At 48.1% G+C, this 20128-nt stretch carries 16 protein-coding genes; 14 read left to right on the top strand and 2 right to left on the bottom strand.

The annotated features are described in order from the left end of the window. A partial coding sequence (locus QUA20_RS20140) for a tetratricopeptide repeat protein (protein ID WP_333190830.1) occupies positions 1–526 on the top strand: 526 nt, incomplete at its 5' end. 42 nt (positions 527–568) lie between these two features. Here QUA20_RS20140 and QUA20_RS20135 read toward each other — a convergent pair. Then, complete coding sequence (locus QUA20_RS20135) at positions 569–1156, bottom strand: hypothetical protein (RefSeq protein WP_333190829.1); 588 nt, start codon at positions 1154–1156, stop codon at positions 569–571. 291 nt (positions 1157–1447) lie between these two features. Between QUA20_RS20135 and QUA20_RS20130 the strand changes: the two genes are divergently transcribed. Next, positions 1448–3001: an NAD(P)/FAD-dependent oxidoreductase gene (locus QUA20_RS20130; RefSeq protein WP_333190839.1), complete on the top strand. Its 1554-nt coding sequence runs from the start codon at positions 1448–1450 to the stop codon at positions 2999–3001. Between the two features lie 237 nt (positions 3002–3238). Next, entirely contained in the window at positions 3239–5005 is a 1767-nt protein-coding gene (locus QUA20_RS20125; RefSeq protein ID WP_333190828.1) for an NFACT RNA binding domain-containing protein, read from the top strand. A 465-nt stretch (positions 5006–5470) separates the two neighbouring features. Here QUA20_RS20125 and QUA20_RS20120 read toward each other — a convergent pair whose 3' ends face one another. Beyond that, positions 5471–7558 (bottom strand): iron uptake porin, encoded by a 2088-nt coding sequence (locus QUA20_RS20120; RefSeq protein WP_333190838.1) that lies wholly within the window; start codon positions 7556–7558, stop codon positions 5471–5473. A gap of 299 nt (positions 7559–7857) precedes the next feature. On the opposite strand from QUA20_RS20120, the gene QUA20_RS20115 reads away from it, so the two are divergent. The 11 genes from QUA20_RS20115 (at position 7858) to QUA20_RS20065 (ending at position 20081) form a co-directional block, all read left to right on the top strand. Continuing rightward, on the top strand, positions 7858–9024 hold the full coding sequence (locus tag QUA20_RS20115; protein WP_333190827.1) for a glycosyltransferase: 1167 nt from the start codon (positions 7858–7860) through the stop codon (positions 9022–9024). A 332-nt stretch (positions 9025–9356) separates the two neighbouring features. Continuing rightward, positions 9357–10088 carry a sugar transferase gene (locus tag QUA20_RS20110; protein ID WP_172188878.1) on the top strand — a complete coding sequence of 244 codons (732 nt, stop codon included), beginning with the start codon at positions 9357–9359 and terminating at the stop codon, positions 10086–10088. Between the two features lie 226 nt (positions 10089–10314). After that, complete coding sequence (gmd, locus tag QUA20_RS20105) at positions 10315–11346, top strand: GDP-mannose 4,6-dehydratase (protein WP_333190826.1); 1032 nt, start codon at positions 10315–10317, stop codon at positions 11344–11346. Between the two features lie 533 nt (positions 11347–11879). After that, complete coding sequence (locus tag QUA20_RS20100; protein ID WP_333190825.1) at positions 11880–12824, top strand: GDP-L-fucose synthase; 945 nt, start codon at positions 11880–11882, stop codon at positions 12822–12824. A gap of 114 nt (positions 12825–12938) precedes the next feature. Beyond that, entirely contained in the window at positions 12939–13184 is a 246-nt protein-coding gene (locus tag QUA20_RS20095; RefSeq protein WP_333190824.1) for a hypothetical protein, read from the top strand. A 555-nt stretch (positions 13185–13739) separates the two neighbouring features. After that, the gene (locus QUA20_RS20090) at positions 13740–14921 is read left to right on the top strand and encodes a F420-0:Gamma-glutamyl ligase (protein ID WP_333190823.1); all 1182 of its coding nucleotides are present in this window, start codon (positions 13740–13742) and stop codon (positions 14919–14921) included. 191 nt (positions 14922–15112) lie between these two features. Next, a complete protein-coding gene (locus tag QUA20_RS20085) occupies positions 15113–16444 on the top strand; it encodes a GNAT family N-acetyltransferase (protein WP_333190822.1) in 1332 nt (443 codons plus the stop codon). Positions 16445–16691: 247 nt separating this feature from the next. After that, positions 16692–17150 (top strand): Holliday junction resolvase RuvX, encoded by a 459-nt coding sequence (gene ruvX, locus QUA20_RS20080; RefSeq protein ID WP_333190821.1) that lies wholly within the window; start codon positions 16692–16694, stop codon positions 17148–17150. Positions 17151–17461: 311 nt separating this feature from the next. Beyond that, positions 17462–18040 carry a DUF3727 domain-containing protein gene (locus QUA20_RS20075; protein WP_333061470.1) on the top strand — a complete coding sequence of 193 codons (579 nt, stop codon included), beginning with the start codon at positions 17462–17464 and terminating at the stop codon, positions 18038–18040. A 247-nt stretch (positions 18041–18287) separates the two neighbouring features. Then, entirely contained in the window at positions 18288–19412 is a 1125-nt protein-coding gene (gene mltG, locus QUA20_RS20070) for an endolytic transglycosylase MltG (protein ID WP_333190820.1), read from the top strand. 147 nt (positions 19413–19559) lie between these two features. Then, complete coding sequence (locus QUA20_RS20065) at positions 19560–20081, top strand: YqeG family HAD IIIA-type phosphatase (RefSeq protein WP_333045285.1); 522 nt, start codon at positions 19560–19562, stop codon at positions 20079–20081. Positions 20082–20128 lie beyond the last annotated feature (47 nt).

Below are 20128 nucleotides of genomic sequence, written 5' to 3'. Positions count from 1 at the left end.
CATTTCCCAACCGCAAGAAGCATTGAAATACTATAACCAAGCTTTACCAATTCTGCAGCAAGTGGGCGATCGCAGGGTGGAAGCTACTACTTTGAATAATATTGGTTTAGCTTACGACAACATTTCCCAACCGCAAGAAGCATTGAAATACTATAACCAAGCTTTACCAATTCTGCAGCAAGTGGGCGATCGCAGGGGGGAAGCTGCTACTTTGAATAATATTGGTGCAGCGTACAACAGCATATCCCAAACGCAAGAAGCATTGAAATACTTTAACCAAGCTTTACCAATTATGCGGTCAGCGGGCAATCGCAGGGGGGAAGCTGCTACTTTGAATAATATTGGTAGAGTGTACAACAGCATTTCCCAACCGCAAGAAGCATTGAAATACTTTAACCAAGCTTTACCAATTATGCGGGAACTGGGCGATCGCGCGGGGGAAGCTACTACTTTGAGTAATATTGATGCAGTAAACAACATAATTCAACCGCCAAGCAAAACAAATATCCCGCCAACTCCCCAATGAACCAGGTTATTTCCCTGCTGTATTGCAGGCAATTAAGAAACGCTAAACTCTCCCCCACAAAGCCAAGCCGCCGCCCCTTCCCCTAGCGGCAATTATCCCATCTTCTACCAGAAAATATGCAAAAAATGCCTGTTTCCCCACACTCAAACTAAAAAAATCTGCCTCCCGCGCTTCTCCACCGCGAATAAATCCTTGATACACAGTTTTACCCAACAATTTCACCGTAATTCTGGTAAAATCAAAAGCTAAAATATTTTTATTAACCAAAAACTTAGTCGGCCCGGAAAGAGTTAGTACGATCGCCCCAACTTGCACCGAATTCTCCACCCTGCCGGTTTCGCTATTCTCTTCCCCTCCAGCAACAGGTTCTGCCGAATAAGCAATTTGAATTTTCGCAATCCACTGAGGGATGTAACGTCCCGCACCCAAAACAATCCCCGCTTTTTGTCGAGTCTTTTTGGTGCCGGTGATAAAGCACAGTTGCCAGTTGCCGATTAATTGCTCGAAAGAATAGCGAATTTTATTTTTTTTCGCGTTTTTCTCAGCTTCTAGGAGGGCGGCGACTACCGCGTCTGGAGATAGTTTAGAATTAGATTGGGCAGCTTGTTCTAAAATAGATATATTTTCCATTTAATAATATACAGATTTGTATTTTAAGGGTGGTAGCTGAGTCTAGATCCCCCTAAATCCCCCTTAAGAAGGGGGACTTTGAATGCTTCTAAGCCTGCCCTTTTTAACAAAGACTTTGACTGCTTCTTGTCCCCCCCTTATTAAGGGGGCTAGGGGGGATCGAGTCTACAGTCAACTGCTTGCTTCTTCCCCCTTCTGTTTTGGAGGGCTAGGGACGATCGCATCTGTTAAATACCTAAGTCCTAAAGCTGCAAGACATTGATAATATTAGCTGAAGTAGCGGAGAAAAACATGGTTGCGATCGCCCCCACAGACACAGAAATCATCGTCATCGGCAGCGGGATTGGCGGTCTGACTTGCGCTGCAATGCTCGCCCGCTATGGCTTTGAGGTTGTGGTTTGCGAAAGCCATTCGATCGCGGGCGGCGCCGCACACGGTTTTGAACGCGACGGATTTAGCTTCGACTCCGGGCCCTCCCTGTACTCAGGATTATCCTACAGCCCGTCTGCGAATCCGCTGCGGCAAGTTTTGGATGCCATCGGCGAAAAACTCCCCTGCATCACCTACGATACCTGGGGTTGCTGTTTGCCAGAAGGCGATTTCGACACATCCGTTGGTGCGAGTCAATTTGGCGAGGTGCTCGCACAACTGCGCGGGGCGGAAGCAGTCGCCGAATGGCGGCAACTCCAGCGCATCATGGAGCCCTGCGCCAAAGCTGCCATAGCCTTGCCCTCCCTGGCTTTGCGCTTCGATTTGGGCGCTGTTTTTACCCTCGGCCAATTTGCGCCGGCTTTCCTGCAAAGTGCTGGCGACGCGATCGCACTTGCAGGCCCTTTCAGCAAAATTATGGACAAAAATGTCAAAGATCCGTTTGTCCGAAATTGGCTGAATTTGTTGTGTTTCCTGCTGTCTGGACTTGCAGCCGACGGAACGATCGCAGCCGAAGTCGCTTTCATGTTCGCCGACTGGTATCGCCCCAATGCAGTTTTGGACTATCCGATCGGCGGTAGTGCAGCTTTGGTAAATGCCCTGGTAGGCGGTTTAGAGCGCCACGGAGGGCGGTTGCTCCTAAATTCCCACGTTGCAGAAGTTTTGGTGGAAAACAACCGGGCTGCGGGCGTGCGGCTGCGATCGGGCAAAATTATTCGATCGCACAAAGCCGTCGTCTCCAACGCTTCCGTTTGGGATACACTGAAACTGTTGCCTGAAACCTCAGTCCCGCAAAGGTTTCGGCAACAGCGGCAGGCGACGCCCGAGTGCGACAGCTTCATGCACCTGCATCTGGGAATTGATGCTGCCGGAGTGCGATCGGACTTGGCTTGTCACTACATCTTCGTCAAAGACTGGGAAATGGGCGTTTCGGCCCCTCAGAACGTCGTTCTCGTCTCGATTCCCTCCCTCCTCGACCCCGACCTCGCCCCTCCGGGAAAGCACGTCATTCACGCATATACCCCCGGAAACGAGCCTTACGATTTGTGGCAAAAGCTCGATCGAACCAGCGAAGAGTACAAGCTGCAAAAACAAGCGCGCGCCGAGGTAATGTGGGAAGCCTTAGAGAGAATTATCCCCAATATTCGATCGCGCTGCGAAGTCACCTTAGTTGGGACACCCCTCACCCACGAACGGTTTTTGCGCCGCCATCGCGGTTCCTACGGGCCCGGAATTCGGGCTGGTAGCGGCTTGTTTCCCGGGCCGAGAACGCCTTTAGCGGGGCTGTTTTGCTGCGGAGATTCGACGTTTCCGGGAATTGGTTTGCCGGCTGTTGCTGCTAGCGGGGCGATCGCAGCCAATACGATCGCACCTTTGTACAAACATTTGGAATTGATTCGGGAAGTTATTAGTTAGTTGTTATTAGACATCTCCCATAATTCTTGTGGAACAGGCACCGTTCCTGTTCAAAACCTGCTTTTTAGGAGATGTCTATTAGTTATTTGTTATTTGTTATTTCTTAACGGAATTATTGAAGCGCTTTCCTAGCGAAGGACGCGAAGCCAAGAGTAAAGAATAATTTGATATAGTTAGTAAAATGTGACCGATATCTGTCAGCATAGAAATAGATAGTTCGATCGCAAAGAGGCCACCGTGCAACCCGTAGACTTTACAACTTTAACCGCAGCTTGCAGCGAACTGCGAGCCCAATGGCTGCCAGCGCGCTTAGAACAAGTCTACCAGCGCGATCGCTTCACCGTGTCCCTAGCCCTCCGCACCATGAAAGGGCGCGGCTGGATTGACCTTTCCTGGCATCCAGTGGCCGCCCGCATCTGCGTCGGCGACCCCCCGCCCCGCATTCCCGACACCTTCACCTTCAGCGAACAACTGCGGCACCAACTCAGCGGTTTAGCCTTAGTTTCCATCGCCCCCGTTGCATCCTGGGAAAGAGTCATAGACTTGCAATTCGCCAAACGCCCCGGAGAACCGGCCCTCTGGCACCTCTACGCCGAAATCATGGGCAAGTACAGCAACGTCATCCTCACCGCCCAAGACAACCTCGTTGTCACCTGCGCCCACCAAGTCAGCGCCAAACAGTCCACCGTCCGTCCCATCCAAACCGGGCAGCCCTACGAAATGCCCCCGTCTTTGACCGATGCAGTCCCGAGTCTGAGCGAATCTCAAAACCGCTGGCAATCGCGAATTAGCCTGGTTCCCGGTCAATTAAAGGGCAATCTGCTGAAGAATTACCGAGGGATGAGTAAAGCCTTGGTTTTGTCAATGATTCGATCGGCAAATTTAGACCCCGAACAATCCACCGACAGCCTCAATCCCGACGACTGGCAGCAACTATTCCAGCGCTGGCTATACTGGCTGCAATGCCTAGAAAATTCCAAATTTCACCCGAGTTTTACCCCCGAAGGCTACACTGTCATCGACTGGCCCACACCGGATATAAAAGAGGCAGAACCTGGAAACGAATCTAACTCCTCTGTTCCTTCTTCCTTCTCTTCCGTTCAAGAATTACTTAACAGCTACTACACAGGCGAAATCAATCAAGAAGTATTCGCCCAACTGCGGCACCAGCTTACCCAAAAACTCAATAATGTCTTAGCAAAACTGCGCCTCAAAGCCAACACATTTAAAGAACGTTTGCAGCAATCCGCAGACGCCGACACCCACAAATCCCAAGCCGATTTGCTGATGGCAAATTTGCAGCATTGGGAACCGGGAATGAAATCAATTTCTCTCCCCGACTTTGAAACCGAAAAACCAGTTATCATTCCCCTAAATCCGGAAAAAAACGCAGTTCAAAACGCTCAAGCCCTCTACAAAAAACACCAAAAACTTAAAAGAGCCCGCATTGCAGTAGAACCTTTGTTAGCCGCCGTACAGGAAGAAATCGACTATTTAGAACAAGTTGAAGTCGCACTTTCGGTATTGGAAACCTACCGCAACACCCAAGATTTGCAAACCCTCGCCGAAATCCGCGAAGAACTGATCCAGCAAAAATATCTAGAGGTACCAGATTACCGCAGTACCGACAAAAATGCTGCGATCGAATTTCACCGCTACCAAACCCCCAGCGGCTTTGAATTATTAATCGGGCGCAACAACCGCCAAAACGACCAACTCACTTTTCGCACCGCCAACGACTACGACTTGTGGTTCCACACGCTAGAGATTCCTGGAAGTCACGCTTTGCTGCGTCTCAAACCCGGTACTGTGGCTGAAGAAACTGATTTGCAATTTGCCGCCGACATGACTGCTTATTACAGTCGCGCCCGCCACAGCGAACAAGTCCCCGTGGTTTATACAGAACCGAAATATGTATACAAACCGAAAGGTGCTAAACCTGGTATGGTTGTATACAAGCAGGAGCGAATTGTCTGGGGTAGACCGCAGCAAGCTCCGGCATAGTTTATACAAAGTGAATAAAAGGTCGATCGGCAATCGAAACCTCGTTTTTAGGCAAAATAACCTGTTTGGAACCGATAAACCTACGCAGACACCGGATTTTTAAACTCCAGTTTGATTATACAAAGTTACCGAGAGTGCGATCGCCCTAAAAATTAAAATGCCTCTGTAATGTAAAGTTTTATTACACAAAATTAAATTTTGTTGTTATAATACCGCTTAAGAGAGATGATATTTCTTTGAGAACCCGCTGCAAAGAAACGTGCAACTTGGGTTTCCTCACTGTGAGAAAAACACTGTGGGAACACAACGGATTTAACTATTTGTGCAGACCAGCTTTTGCTAAAGCTGGTCGTTTCTGTTTAAACATTAAACCCAAGCCCCCACAGATTTTAGATTGGCGATTTTAGATATTAGATTAAAACCGCCAATCTAAAATCTAAAATCTAAAATCGGTGTGGGCTACTCCTAGAACGTAAATGTCGTTCTGACAACCCCAATCACCAAATCAGAATTATCTTTATTGTGGTCGGGAGCAGTCAGCCAAATCAGGCCAGGAGTGACAGAAATATTGTCGCTCAACTTAAACTGATAAAAACCTTCAAGGTGCAGCGAAGTATCCTTATCTTCCGGCAAAGTCCGATTAGTAGAATTCGTCACCCGCGGCTCCATACCTACCAGAATCCCCGCCACATTTCCTTCTTTCAACAAATCGGGAAAAGCCAAAGTAACTGCCCAGTTCCAGATTTTTTGATCCCCCCGCTGCACAGAACCGGTAGGAGTAGCCAAGTTGGATAAAATGCGCTGGTTGGTGTAACCCGCCCAACCGCCAATTGCAAATCTCCGGTTCAACTGCCACGAAGCTTGCGCGCCGTAGGAATTGCTAGAAACTGGCAGATTGCTATCGCTGTCGAGCCCGAAGGAACCGAGACGCGCCGGGAAATTAGAAGCATTGCTGCCGGTACCGGTAACAAAGTTGTAGGAATTAACGTAAGTTAAACCTAAAGCCATGTTATCGTTCGGTTTGAAAGTCAACTGAGCCAAACCGCCGTAAGAACCGTTGAACAAACCGTTACCCCGCGTCGGGTCCGCCGCGTTGCCGGCCAAATATCCCAAACTCAGCTCGAGTTTTTCCCCGAATTGCTGCCGCAGAGCTATGCCAGAACCGCCAGTCAAATAGTAAATCGGATTGCGAGTACCGAAGTTAGAAAGAGCGCCGTAGCCGCCGTCTCCGTCAAAGTAAGGGTTGACTGTGTTGGTAAAATCGTCAGCCGCGCCGGCGTTGGCTTCTAGAATTACAGTAGTGCTTTTGCTTAGAGGGAATTGGTAAAGCAGCGCATCTAAACCTACAGTATTGCTAGCCTCGCCAAAAGGCCCGGCATTAAACCGCAATTCTCCTTCAGCGGTTTTCGTATTATTAGTAGAAAACGAACCCAGATTCAAAACTTGCAGTCGAGTTCTGAGCAAATCTTCGCCAGAGAAACTCGTGTCGAAATTGAGACGAACCCTGCTGCCAAAAGCCGTCGTTTTATCAGCTTCGCGACCCTCGGCATCCTCTCCTCCGGCGATTCCAGTTAAAGCAAATACCACTTCGCCGTTGAGTTTAGTTGTAGTTGAAAACTGATTTGCTTCTAATTCAGAGGTGCGCGCTTCCAAAACATCGACGCGGCCGCGCAAAGTTGCCAATTCCGCCGCAAATTCTTCTTGCAACCTTTGCACAGAAGCCAAATCTTCTCGCGTCGCCAGATTTCTCGAACCGCCTTGAATCAGTTCGCTAACTTTATCCAAACACGCATTTAAACCTGCTGCAAACTCGTAGCGAGTCATCGCCCGGTTGCCGCGGAAAGTGCCGTCAGGATAGCCAGCTATACAACCGTAGCGCTCTACTAGGGATTGCAAAGCTTGGAACGCCCAATCGGTGGGCCGAACGTCGGAAAGTTGCGAAACAGAAGTTACTTGGCCGGCCGCATCTTCGCTGCTGCTGTCTTCTGCGCTGTATTGGTTGATTTGTTCTAAAACATTTGACTGTGCTTGAGGTTGGGCACTTGGATCGCTCGATTGGGCAATCGGCTCGGGTTGTGCTCCCGCTTTTTCTGCGTTTAAATTAGCCAGTGGGGCGGCGGGTTGCGTTTCGCTTAAGTTTGCGGGCGCGACTGCGGGGATTTGCTCCGCGACTGGTTGTTCGGCACTTAAATTTGCGGGCGCGACTGCGGGTTTGGTTTCGCCTAAATCTGCTGCTGCAACTTCCGGTGCTTTTGCTTGTTCGGCAACTGGGGCGATCGCTTCGTTAGCGAAGCCCTCGTAAAGGTTCGCACTTTCTTTCTCAATAGTTTCAACAGTCAAGTTGCTAGCTAGTGGCGCTGGTTCGACCGTCACCGCTGCCGTCTCGGACTTTGCCACCTCGGTTGCAGCACCTGCTAATTGCAATTGATGAGCTTGAGCTGTCGCGGCAATTTCTACAGGTTGCTCTGCTGCTAGCGCCCTCGAAGATACGACTAAACTTGCTGCCAATACAGCGGGACTAACTAAAAGTCCCTTCCACAAAAATTTGGACATTTTTCCCTCACACCACATTGAGCCGATCGCCCGTTCCGCAGATTTAGGCGCTCGCAAATCACCTTCAGTATTCCGCCTCATAGTATTTCTTGTCAACAATTGGGGGAATCGTTGTCGCAGATTGCGGTTTGGCTGTCTCTGATTTCAAAACACCCCCGTTGATTTCAAAAATCCTTGGTTCGATCTCGATATCTACGTAGAAACCCGGTTGATGGGTTGAGGGTGCGTAAGTGATCCCTCGGTAAGATTAATATTGACAGAACTGGCGCTAACAAATCGTTCGATCGGCTACATAACAAGTGAAAAAACTCAAATACGCCCTAGTTCACGAATGGTTGACGCCCTTAGCTACTGGCGGTTCAGAACTCGTAGTGCAGGAAATCCTCAAACACGTAGACGAGGCAGATGTCTATGCCCTCATCGACTTTGAATCGGCCAATCCCGAAAGCTATCTTTTCGGGCGACAGATTGGCACAACATTTTTGCAGCACTTTCCCGGAGCCCGCAGCGGTGTCCAAAAATATCTGCCCTTGCTGCCGATCGCGATCGAACAACTAGATCTGCGAGAATACGACATCATCCTCTCATCATCCCACGCCGTCGCCAAAGGCATCCTCAGCAGTCCTCAGCAACTGCACGTCTGCTACTGCCACACGCCCATGCGCTACGCTTGGGACTTAACTTTTGACTATTTGCGCAGCAGCAAAGCCGGACGGGGCATCCCAGGTCTGCTGACGCGATATTTGTTGCATCGACTGCGGCAGTGGGACGTAATTTCCGCCAACCGCGTTGATTATTTCATCGCCAACTCCCAACACACGGCGCGCCGAATTTGGCGGTGCTACCGGCGGCGGGCCCAGGTGATTTATCCGCCGGTAAACATCGATAGATTTTCCTTGATGCGGCAAAAACAAGACTTTTACGTCACAGTTTGCCGGTTGGTAAGTTACAAAAACGTTAGTGCGATCGTCCAAGCATTCAATAAACTCGGGCATACTCTAATTGTCATCGGCACCGGGCCAGAATTAGAAATGATTCGGCAAATCGCCAAACCCAACGTGCAAGTGCTCGGCTGGCAGCCCGCCTCCATAGTTGAAAAGTACATGGCAGAGGCGAAAGCTTTTGTCTATGCAGCTTGCGAAGATTTTGGCATAGCTTTAGTAGAAGCTCAAGCTTGCGGAACGCCGGTAATTTCCTATGCAGCAGGTGGCGCTTTGGAGACAGTGCTCGACATTCGCCAACATCCAGAGACTGGGACAGGTTTATTTTTTTCTTCCCAAACCGCAGCAGCATTAGTCGAAGCTGTCGAGGAATTTGAGCAGTTGCAAGACAAATTTGAGCCAGAAATCTGCAGGTTGCGCGCTGAACAGTTTGCCCCCGAAGTCTTTGGGCAGCGCTATCTAGCTTTTGTGGAACACTGCTATCAGGAATTTCAATCCCGCGATTTTACCAAGTCTGGGAGTTGAGAGAGTTGGAGAGGGGGAGAGTGGGAGAAAGCCTGAAGACCTGAAGGTCAGAAGGGGAAAATCTTACTTAGGCATAAGTGCCTTTTGCATAAGTGCCTTCAGAAGCCCTCTGCATAAGTGCCTTGTGCCCTCTTTACTCTTGACCGCTTCCATCGGACTTCTTCCTTCAGAAGCCTTATGCCTTAAGCTTCCGCTGCCTTTAACACAGTTGCATTCTGCCCTCTCAAGTATTCAGAATGCAGAAAATTGAGTATTTGAAACATAATTCAGAGAACAAAGCGTCTTGAGGCTTTATGATCAGGACTGTGTGTGGTGTGAAGTGAAGGAGTAAGATGACTGCCGACAGCCAACTAATCTCCGGCAAGGTAATTCGAGCGATCGCAAGACGCGGTTTTGGGCCTGTCCTGCAAGGAGATAGACGAATAAGTCGTTCTCTACAGAGCCTCGACGGAGAACTTTTCAAGCGGTTATTTGACATCCTGTTTTCCTTATCGGTTCTGATCCTGTTTGCTCCGGTTTACCTGCTTTTGGCTTTCTTAATCGCCTTAAGCTCGTCCGGGCCTATTTTTTACGTACAGGAACGAGTAGGCAAAAACCGTAAAAGGTTTTATTGCCTTAAATTCAGAACGATGGTGGAAAATGCGGACGACATATTGCTGGAAATCATGGAAAATTCTCCGCATTTGCGTCAAGAGTTTGAGGACAATTTCAAGCTGAAACAAGACCCTCGAATTACCTGGATTGGAAGATTTTTACGAATGACAAGTTTAGACGAATTTCCTCAGTTTTGGAATGTTTTAAAAGGAGATATGAGCGTCGTCGGGCCGAGACCTTTAGTTGAAGAAGAACTGCCGAGATACGGCCGTCACATCAACAAAATTCTCACCATAAGACCTGGAATTACAGGCTTGTGGCAAGTGTCCGGTCGCAACGACATTCCCTATCCCCGCCGAGTCCAAATCGACCTCTATTATGCAAATGACAAAAACCTTTGGATGGATATGTGGATTGTATTCAAAACAATTGGAGTTGTGATATTTCCCAAAAATAACGGCGCATATTAATTTTTGTCCGCAGTCAGCAATCAGTAGTTAGTTTTATTTGTTACTAGCCACTGATGCTGACTACTGACAGCAAGCGACAAACTCTTTGTCAAAACTAAACAGTTCCTTGATGCCGATCGAAGAATTGTGAGTTAACGTAGAGTTTGAGAAGAGGATCTACAGGCAACAACAGCCTCTGCCCACAAAGTCCGAAGTGAATTAACACAGCCTGTCAAAGGAAAATCAGATGACGCAACGCAAGCGAGCGCTAATAACAGGTATTACAGGCCAAGACGGCTCCTACTTGAGCGAGTTACTGTTAGAGAAAGGATATGAAGTTCACGGCATTATCCGGCGCAGTTCCAGTTTCAATACCGATAGAATTGACCACATCTATGTAGATCCTCACAGCGAGGGAGCGCGGTTGTTTCTGCACTACGGCGACTTAACCGACGGTACTACTCTGCGCCGGATATTGGAAGAAGTTCAGCCGGTAGAAATTTATAACTTAGGCGCTCAATCTCACGTTCGAGTCAGTTTTGACTCGCCGGAATATACGGTTGACACAGTAGGAATGGGAGTATTGCGCCTGCTAGAAGCAATTCGGGACTATCAGCGCCGCACCGGCATAGAAGTGCGGTTCTATCAAGCAGGTTCTTCGGAAATGTTTGGTTTGGTGCAGGAAGTTCCGCAGAAGGAAACAACTCCTTTTTATCCCAGAAGTCCTTACGCCTGCGCCAAAGTTTACGGTCACTGGCAAACAGTAAATTATCGCGAATCTTACGGACTTTTTGCCTGCAACGGCATCTTGTTCAATCACGAATCTCCCCGCCGCGGTGAAACTTTTGTAACTCGAAAAATTACTCGCGCCGTTGCCAGAATAGTCGCAGGCAAGCAGAAAAAGATTTACTTGGGCAATCTCGATTCCAAGCGGGACTGGGGCTATGCTAAAGACTACGTGCAGGCGATGTGGCTGATGCTGCAAAAAGACAAGCCTGACGATTATGTCATAGCTACTAACGAGACCCATTCCATTAAGGAATTTCTCGATTTGGCTTTTACTTACGTCAATTTAGATTGGCAAAAATATGTGGAGTTTGACGAACGCTACTTGCGTCCGGCAGAAGTCGAACTGTTGATTGGCGATTCGACTAAGGCGCGCCAGCAATTAAATTGGGAACCTTCTGTAACTTTTCAGGAGTTAGTACATTTAATGGTAGATGCTGACATGAAAGCTTTAGACCAGCAAGGTCGGGGTTCGGGCAACGGATTTGATTGAGTAGCTAAACAAAGCCGTCAGTGCGAACAATTTGTAGGGGTAGTGCCGCGTGTCTACCCCCTTTCGCGAAAGGCGCGCACCGGGGGGTTGCCCCTGCACACAATCCATAAAGGATTAGAGGATTGTTACAGCTAAGTAGGTGGCGACAAATAAACACTACATGGGAGGACGGGTGAACTCACTGCTCTACTCGCTTGTATCTCGCGCTCTTAAGCCGTACTCGCCCCCACAATATACTATGGTTTTTTTCGAGCATCTACTCATTAGCGCGATCGGCATTCAAAGAACCAGCTTAATTGCTCGCAAAATTTTCAGATGTGCGGGCTAACAAAAACATTAAAATGATAGTTGAGGACTCGCGACTCATAAATCTAACTTTCGGGTGTGCACGGCTCACATTTTCCCTATCTGCAGCAGCTAAAACTGATTTGCGGGCAACCGCGTCCTGTAGTTGAAAGCTTTTTTTGCTAAAGCAACAATTTTAGAATTGAAATTGTCGATCGACCCTTATTCAAAATCCCGAGGCTAAAATTATGACAAGCTTGGATTTAAGCAGCAAACGCATTCTAGTCACGGGCGGCGCCGGTTTTTTGGGCCGTCAGGTAATCGACCAGTTAGTGAAAGCAGGGGCCGATGCTGATAAAATTGCGGTGACTCGATCGCGCGACTGCGACCTCCGCGTCCTGGAAAACTGCAAGCGCGCCGCCGACCAACAAGATCTCATCATTCACCTCGCCGCCCACGTGGGCGGCATCGGTTTAAACCAACTCAAGCCGGCTGAATTATTTTACGACAATTTGATGATGGGCACGCAACTAATCCACGCGGCCTACGAAGCGGGAGTCGAAAAATTTGTCTGCATCGGCACGATTTGCGCTTATCCCAACTTCACCCCAGTTCCTTTCAAAGAAGATGACCTGTGGAACGGCTATCCAGAAGTAACTAACGCACCTTACGGAATTGCCAAAAAAGCCTTATTAGTGCAACTGCAATCCTACCGCCAGCAGTACGGATTCAACGGTATCTACTTGCTACCAGTAAATCTGTACGGCCCGGAAGATAACTTTGACCCGAAAAGTTCCCACGTCATCCCCGCATTAATTCGCAAAGTCCACGAAGCGCAACAAAGGGGAGACAAAACACTGCCAGTTTGGGGCGACGGCAGCCCTAGCCGCGAGTTTTTATATTCCACAGATGCCGCACGGGGAATTGTGATGGCGGCTCAATTTTACAGTGAATCTGACCCGGTTAATTTGGGAACGAATAGCGAAGTTAAAATTCGCGATTTAGTGGAAACGATTTGCGAATTGATGGGATTTGAGGGAGAAATTGTTTGGGAAACAGACAAACCAAACGGTCAGCCGCGCCGCTGTTTGGATACGGAAAGGGCTAAGCAAAAGTTTGGTTTTGTTGCTGAGGTAAAGTTTAAGGAAGGTTTGAAAAATACGATTGATTGGTATCGAAAACACGCAGTTTGAGTATGAAAAACCCGGTTTATTAAAGAAACCGGGTTTTTTTAGTTATCAGCCTCTCGGCATTCTGAATCTGGTTTTCTTGATTGGTCTACCTTTAGTAGCTTGGCGAATTGGTGTATGGAAACTATTGTATGGTGTACCTGCCACAATCATTGGCTTGCTTTATATTCCACCGTGACTGCTGGCATGACTTTGGGATTACCCACATTATTTACTGTACTGGCTTGGAAAAACAAGAATTGGTCAGTTGTAGATCGATCGCACTACTCATTGATTACGCTAGCAGCGCTGGCGTTCATTCCATGTTCACTGGGCTTTGAAGAAGTTGGAGGCGATCGCACATCTGGCACAGTCTTAGGTTAGCCATCCAAAAATAACTTATGTATACAGACTTGGTAGCAGATTAACTGTTTATATCTCAGACTAAGCAATATTTATTAAACATCTATAAGTATAGGTGTAAATCCTTAACAAAAGTTGTAGAAAAATGTTGAATGCCAGCTTATAAGTTAAGGTATAAAAACGATATAAATATAATATTATATCGTTTTTTATAAAAGTTATAATATTATATTATTGAATTAAGTCATTTGGTGTAAGCGTTGGTGATTTCCGTTATGAAACGCTAAATAGGCAAGTCAGAGAAACCAGTATCCACAAAGCTTCGGGATGTTAAACTTATTTTTTTCATACCCTGATTAAGCAACGCCAGATTTGGGAGCGATGTAACTCACGAACGAGTTCTTTGAACAGCAAATTGACCGCTTTAGGCGTTAGACGCGATCGCACTTACGTGTAATTGGGCATAAGTTCGATCGCCCCCAACAAACCGATCGCAATCCAATTACTACCGGATCGTCGCTCAAAGTACCCGAGATCGACTACAGTAAACACAAAATATTATTGGCGGTGATTTGAGTGATTGAGACTTTAGCAACAGGAATCGCAGCAGCCGGTTCGCTGCTAGCATTGGGCGGATTGGGCCTAGAGTTGAACTATCGCCGGACTGGGAGTGCAAATAAACTAGAACTAACAGCCGGAGAATGGCACTTAGCCATCTCCGAACCCAACCGCTATCTTTTAGTCGGGGAAATGGAGTTCCGCAACCTGACACAGCGCTTTGAGATTATGTTGCCGGAAGTGCGGGCACAGGTGAAACTGTTGTCAGACGGAAGTTTGGATGGCGTTACTTCCCAGACCAAGGTGATTCCTTGCCACAAAGAGGCAGCAGCCAGAGCAGACGATTACTGGTTCGGCTATATTGTTAAAGCCCAAAAAACCACGAAAATTAAAGTTTCTGTAGACATTCAAGGGCAAGATTTAACCAAATTGCAGTCAGCTTGGGTGCAAGTACACTTCGTCACCTACGGCCCGGGCGGGCGCATCCCCAAAGTCCGTAACGTAGTAGTCCCGCTGCAATTTCCGAACTCGGACACCGTACCCATCGCCAGAAATGTTGGAGTTGCAGAAGTCTTGCCGATTCGCACCCACATACTGGCGGAACTGGACAATCCCGTCGAAATTGTCAAGCGGTACGTGCTGCCGCGCGCCCAGAAAGGCGATATTGTCGCCCTGGCAGAAACTCCCCTAGCTTTGATGCAGGGACGCTACCGCCATCCCAGCGAAGTCAAACCCGGATGGGCGGCAAAGCGAGTGTGCTTGTTTTTCTTGCCCACGTCGAGTTTGGCCACGGCTTGCGGAATGCAGACGTTGGTGGATGTAGTTGGGCCTTGGCGCGTAGTAGCAGCATTTGCGATCGGCGCTGCGGCCAAAATATTCGGCAAACCGGGAGTCTTTTACCAACTAGCAGGCGAACAAGCCAGGCTGATCGACGACGTTACCGGGACTTTGCCGCCCTTCGACCAATTTATTGTCCTAGGCCCGGACAATCCCCAGCAAGTTGTAGAAGAAATTCAACGAGAAACCGGACTTGCGGCGGCGATCGTAGACGCTAATGACTTGAAAGCAGTTAAGATATTAGCAGCGACCTCCGATTTATCGGTAACATTTTTAGAGCAAGCCTTGCGCAGCAACCCCGCTGGGAATGCTGACGAGCGCACACCGGTCGTTTTAATTCGACCTCTGCCACAAAAATCTTGAGTTGAAAACAGAAAATTAAAAATTCAAAAAGATGATTTGAAATTTTTAATTTTCGATCGATCGAGAAAGGGAGAAGAATCAAAAGTTCTAAGTTTTGAACTCAAAATATACGCTTTCAAAACTCAAAACTTCTCTAACTCTTCCCCTTTCTGAATTTTTATTTTTAAATTTCCATTCCCCACTTTCCTGCTATGACTTCATTTCCCTCCCAAAACCAAAACCAGGTTGTGATTCGCCCGTTTCAGTATCGCGACATCGAGGTGATGGAACAACTGTGCGCGGAAACAGCCGAAGAGCCAGAAAACCGCAAGGGCGGAAGCTGCGACGTGGTACTAGGTAGAAAGTTGCAGCAGATTCGCCGCTGGTACGGACTGCTAAAGATTTTTAGCTGGTTTCCCAACCCTTGTCAGTCTCTGTTCCGGGCCCACGTTGCCGAAGAAGAGGGGAGCGTTAAGGGCATAATTCAGATTTCTCCTTTCAACCGCACCCGCAGCACTTGGCGGATCGATCGCATAGGAGTAGACCCGGAAGCCCGCAGCAAAGGAATTGGTTCCATGCTGCTGCGCTACTGCTTTGAGGCAGTCTGGGAGGCGCGGACGTGGCTGTTGGAAGTGAATGTCGGCGACAAAACTTCGTTGGCTTTGTATCGGCAGAACGGGTTTCAGCCTTTGGCCCAGATGACATACTGGACGATCGCCCCAGAACGCCTTCAAGAAATGGCAAACTCGACGCCAGATTTGCCCAACCTGCTGCCTGTTAGCAACGCCGACGCTCAGTTGCTCTACCAACTGGATACCGCCTCTATGCCGCCGCTGGTGCGCCAAGTATTCGATCGCCACATTCAAGATTTCAAAACCAGTTTTTTCGGCGCTTTAGTCGAAGGTGCCAGACAGTGGCTGGGCAAAACAGAGGTAGTCAGCGGTTACGTGTTTGAACCGCAGCGCAAAGCCGCGATCGGATATTTTCAGGTGCAGCTATCCCGCAACGGCCACCAACCGCACGTCGCCCAGTTGACGGTACACCCGGCCTACACTTGGCTTTACCCAGAACTGCTATCCCAGATGGCGCGACTCGTTCAAGATTTCCCGGTTCAAAGCCTGCAACTGGCTTCGGCTGACTATCAGCCGGAACGGGAAGCTTATTTGGAGCAATTTGGAGCAGTACGCGTGGAACACAGTTTGCTGATGTCTCGATCGGTGTGGCACAAATTGCGCGAGTCCAAGTTGGTCTCTCTCGAAGGACTCCAGCTATCAGAAATGTTGCAAAGCTTCCAGCCAACTCGCAAACCCGTACCGGGCCGGATGTCCTGGCTCGGCCCGATGGCTGGGGAAGCGACAGCAGGGCCCCCGTCCTGTGAGATTAAACCCCTGTTGGCTGACTCAGGAAACAGCCAAACAAATCAAGTTAACCCCTTGAACTTCCAAAATTCCGAATCAGCAGCAACAGATAGCAGCAGCATTTTGCCTCTAAAATTGCCTGAATTGCCTCTAGACGGAGGCTGGCCCGGAGAACTCAATTCTTAATAAGTGAAAGCAGAAGGTAGAAGGTAGAAGGCAGAAAAAAAGAAAATTAATCATCCAAGAAATTCCTTTTTTTCTGTCATAATCCGAAAATATCCCTTCTGCTTTTGATTGATATCAACTTAAGATTACCTATATTCTTCTTGCTTTATTCTATTCTTGCTTAGCGTTTTTCGCGTCTTCGCGGTTCGTTAAAGAAGATTATTTCCGCAAAAAAACAGTAAATCTAAAATCTAAAATCTAAAATTGAATGTCCAACGATAAATTATGGATTTCAGCTCTGGGATTGGATATCGGTCTCAAACGAGTCGGCATCGCCGGGTGTGACGGCACCGGTTTAATAGCTACGGGCATTACAACTCTGGTACGATCGTCCTTCGATCGGGACGTAGCTTATCTCAGAGAGCTCGTCCGAGAGCGGAGAGTGCAAATTTTGGTTGCAGGCTTGCCCTACTCCCTGAGCGGAGAATTGGGTGCTCAAGCCCGACAGGTGCAGAAATATGCTAATCGCATCGCCGCAGCCTTAGAACTCCCCCTAGAGTACGTGGACGAGCGCCTGACTTCGGTTGAGGCAGAGGAATTGATGAAAGCACAAGGGATTTCGCTGTCGCAAAATAAGGGTTCGATCGATCGCAAAGCAGCGGCCCTGATTTTGCAGCAGTGGCTAGACGAGCGGAGGCAAAATATCTCCGCCCCTCTCCATCCTTGATAGCTGGTAACAAAGGCGTGATATCCTGGTTGTGCAAGTTTGCTACGCACACCTGTAACCCTTGACAAACTGGAGAAAATTCTGCTGTACCTCGGTACTGAAGAAGCACACAATCGTGATTTGTCCTCAGTGTCGCTTGCTGACTCGACTGAGATTTAAACGCTGCACTCCTCGCCTGTGGAAAAGGCCGCGAGTCTCGCGGTTTAAGCTGGTGGACTGGCGATCGCCCACTTAGCCAGAATATCGCCACGAAAATTCCCCATTGTCAAGCAAACGTTACTGAATTATTGACGGAAAATAAGATACACGCGATGTCCTCATCCCCATACCGCAAAAAAGAGAATGGCAATTCCAACGAAGAGTCCGTCACCCTGACGGATGAAGTTGGGCGATCGCTGACTTGCAACATAGAATATTCTATGAATCTAGAAGGTCAAGAATACGCTTTGCTGCTTCCAATTGACTCGCCAGTAGAAATTTTTACTTGGCAGGGAGACGATAACGACGAAGCAGCAATTCCTGTAGAAGACGAGACCGAAATTGACAAAATTTTTGATACAGCTAAAGTTGTGCTGCAAGAGCAGAACTTGACGCTCCTACGCACGGCGGTGACGCTGACTGTGGTTGGCGAGTTGCCAGAATTTCCCGAAGAGGATATGGCATCCGATGTCGATCCAGATGAGGAGTCGGAGTTCGAGGAGCTGATGTGGCTGACCAGCTTCTACCACGAAGAACAGGAATATGCCATTTATACGCCTCTCGACCCGTTCTTTATCTTGGCTAGAATGGATGACGACGGCAAGCCAGAATTGCTTTCGGAAGAAGAGTTCCAAAGGCTGGAACCGATGTTACCTATGCTGGAAGACCAGTTCTTTGACGAGCTTGATTAGATATTAATTGCAGGCACAAGGCCTGATGGCAAAAAGCAGAATTTTTTACTATTTTATAAAACAGTAAACTGCTCGCCAAATCGAACTTTTTCGAGGTGGCCGCTTCTGCCTTCGCGATCGGGCTTTTGAATTGGGCCGCGTGAATTGGGTCTTTTAAAGGGCTTGTATTCGTAACTTTTCGGTCATCAATCGCAGGTCATCAGTCATGAGTCGCTAGTTAACCGCCGCTTATCCAGGACAACGGACTATGAATAAAGAACAAATGACAAAAGGCAGCGCGCGCGAGAGCCGAAAAGGTACTCCGCAAGTCTCTAAATGGTTGTTTTATCTGGCGTTGCTGCCGGCAATCTGGGGAGTTTGCGCTTGGCAAGGCTGGGCTTGGTGGAGCTGGGCTTCGGCGCCTCCTAAAATAGCTGAAACGTCAACTTCCACGCCAGAGGATGCTGTTGTTTCTATTCAAATCCCGGAGGGTACTCCCAGTCAAAAAATCGGCAGGGATTTAGAGGCCGCGGGGTTGATTCGATCGAGCTCGGCATGGAATATGTGGGCCCGCTGGCTGACTCTGCAAAACCGCGAGGGAGGTTTTCAAGCAGGAACTTACCAACTGTCGCCGACTCAGCCTCTGAGTGCAGTTGCTGAGAAAATTTGGAAGGGCGAAGTCGTACAGCAGAGTTTCACGATTCCAGAAGGGTGGTCGCTGCAACAAATGGGTGCTTATTTTGAAGCACAAGGTTTTTTTCCGGCTAAGGATTTTATGGCGGCCGCGAGTCAAATTCCTTACGCTCAATACCCTTGGCTGCCGAGCGGATTGCCTCATTTGGAAGGTTTTTTGTACCCGGATACTTATCAGCTAGACGGCGATAGAATTACTCCTCAAGCTGCGATCACACAAATGCTCACCCGTTTCGAGCAGACAGCTTTGCCGGTATATCAAAAAAATCAGAATAATACCAAGCTCTCTCTCAAAGAATGGGTGACTTTGGCGAGTATTGTAGAAAAAGAAGCTGTGGTTGCTTCAGAGCGGAACCGCATTTCTGGAGTGTTCAACAACCGTCTGAAAAAGGGTATGGCGTTGGGTTCTGACCCGACAGTTGAATACGCTCTCGGCATCAGGCAAACTAAGGAAAAGCCTCTGACTTTTAAGCAAGTAGAAACGCCTTCTCCTTACAACACTTATATAAATCCAGGACTACCGCCAACTCCGATCGCATCTCCGGGAATAGCAAGTCTGGAAGCGACTCTGACTCCGGAAAATACAGAATACCTGTATTTTATGGCTCGATACGACGGCACTCACATTTTTAGCCGCACGCAGGCGGAACACGATGCTGCGATTGCTAAAGTTGACCAGCAGTTGCGATCGACTCAATAGATAGGGAATGACTAATACAAAAGTAAAAAGTCAAAAGTAACAAAAAAAGCAATAATTATTCACTTTTGATTTTTTACTTTTTTAATCTTTAACTTCCACTTTCTTATTTCTCAATCTAAAACCTAAAATCTAACATCTAAAATCATTATGACTTGGGGTAAAATACTACAGCCTGACTTAGTTCTCGGCGATTCAGTCATGAAATTAACGGCTGATATTCTTCATAAATATAATATTAAAGGATTAGTTTTGGATGTGGACGAAACTCTCGTTCCCATTACAGCAATGAATGCTTCTCCTGAACTCACCCTGTGGGTGGAAGAAATTAAACCGGTGGTATCGCTGTGGTTGGCGAGTAATAATTTAAGCCAGACTCGGATCGGTCGGATTGCTGAGTCTTTGAATCTACCTTACATCACGGGTGCTGCTAAACCGTCGCGCCGCAAGTTGCGAACAGCAGTGACGGCGATGAATTTGCCGGTGGAACAGGTGGCGATGGTGGGCGATCGACTTTTTACTGATGTTTTGGCAGGCAATCGTTTGGGTATGTTCACTATTTTAGTGGAACCAATGGTTGATGCTGGGTATGCGCTTCGCAAGTATCCGGTGCGCTCTTTTGAAGTTTGGGTTTCTCAAGCTTTGGGAGCATCTCTAAAAATTAAAGATTAAAAATGGGCATGGGTAATTGGGAATTGGGAATTGGGAATTGGGAATTG

Origin of the sequence: Microcoleus sp. Pol7_A1 (genome assembly GCF_036701085.1) — a bacterium.
Classification (GTDB): Bacteria; Cyanobacteriota; Cyanobacteriia; order Cyanobacteriales; family Microcoleaceae; genus Microcoleus; species Microcoleus asticus.
The sequence above is the reverse complement of the archived record's forward strand: the minus strand, read 5'-3'. Positions and strand labels throughout refer to the sequence as shown.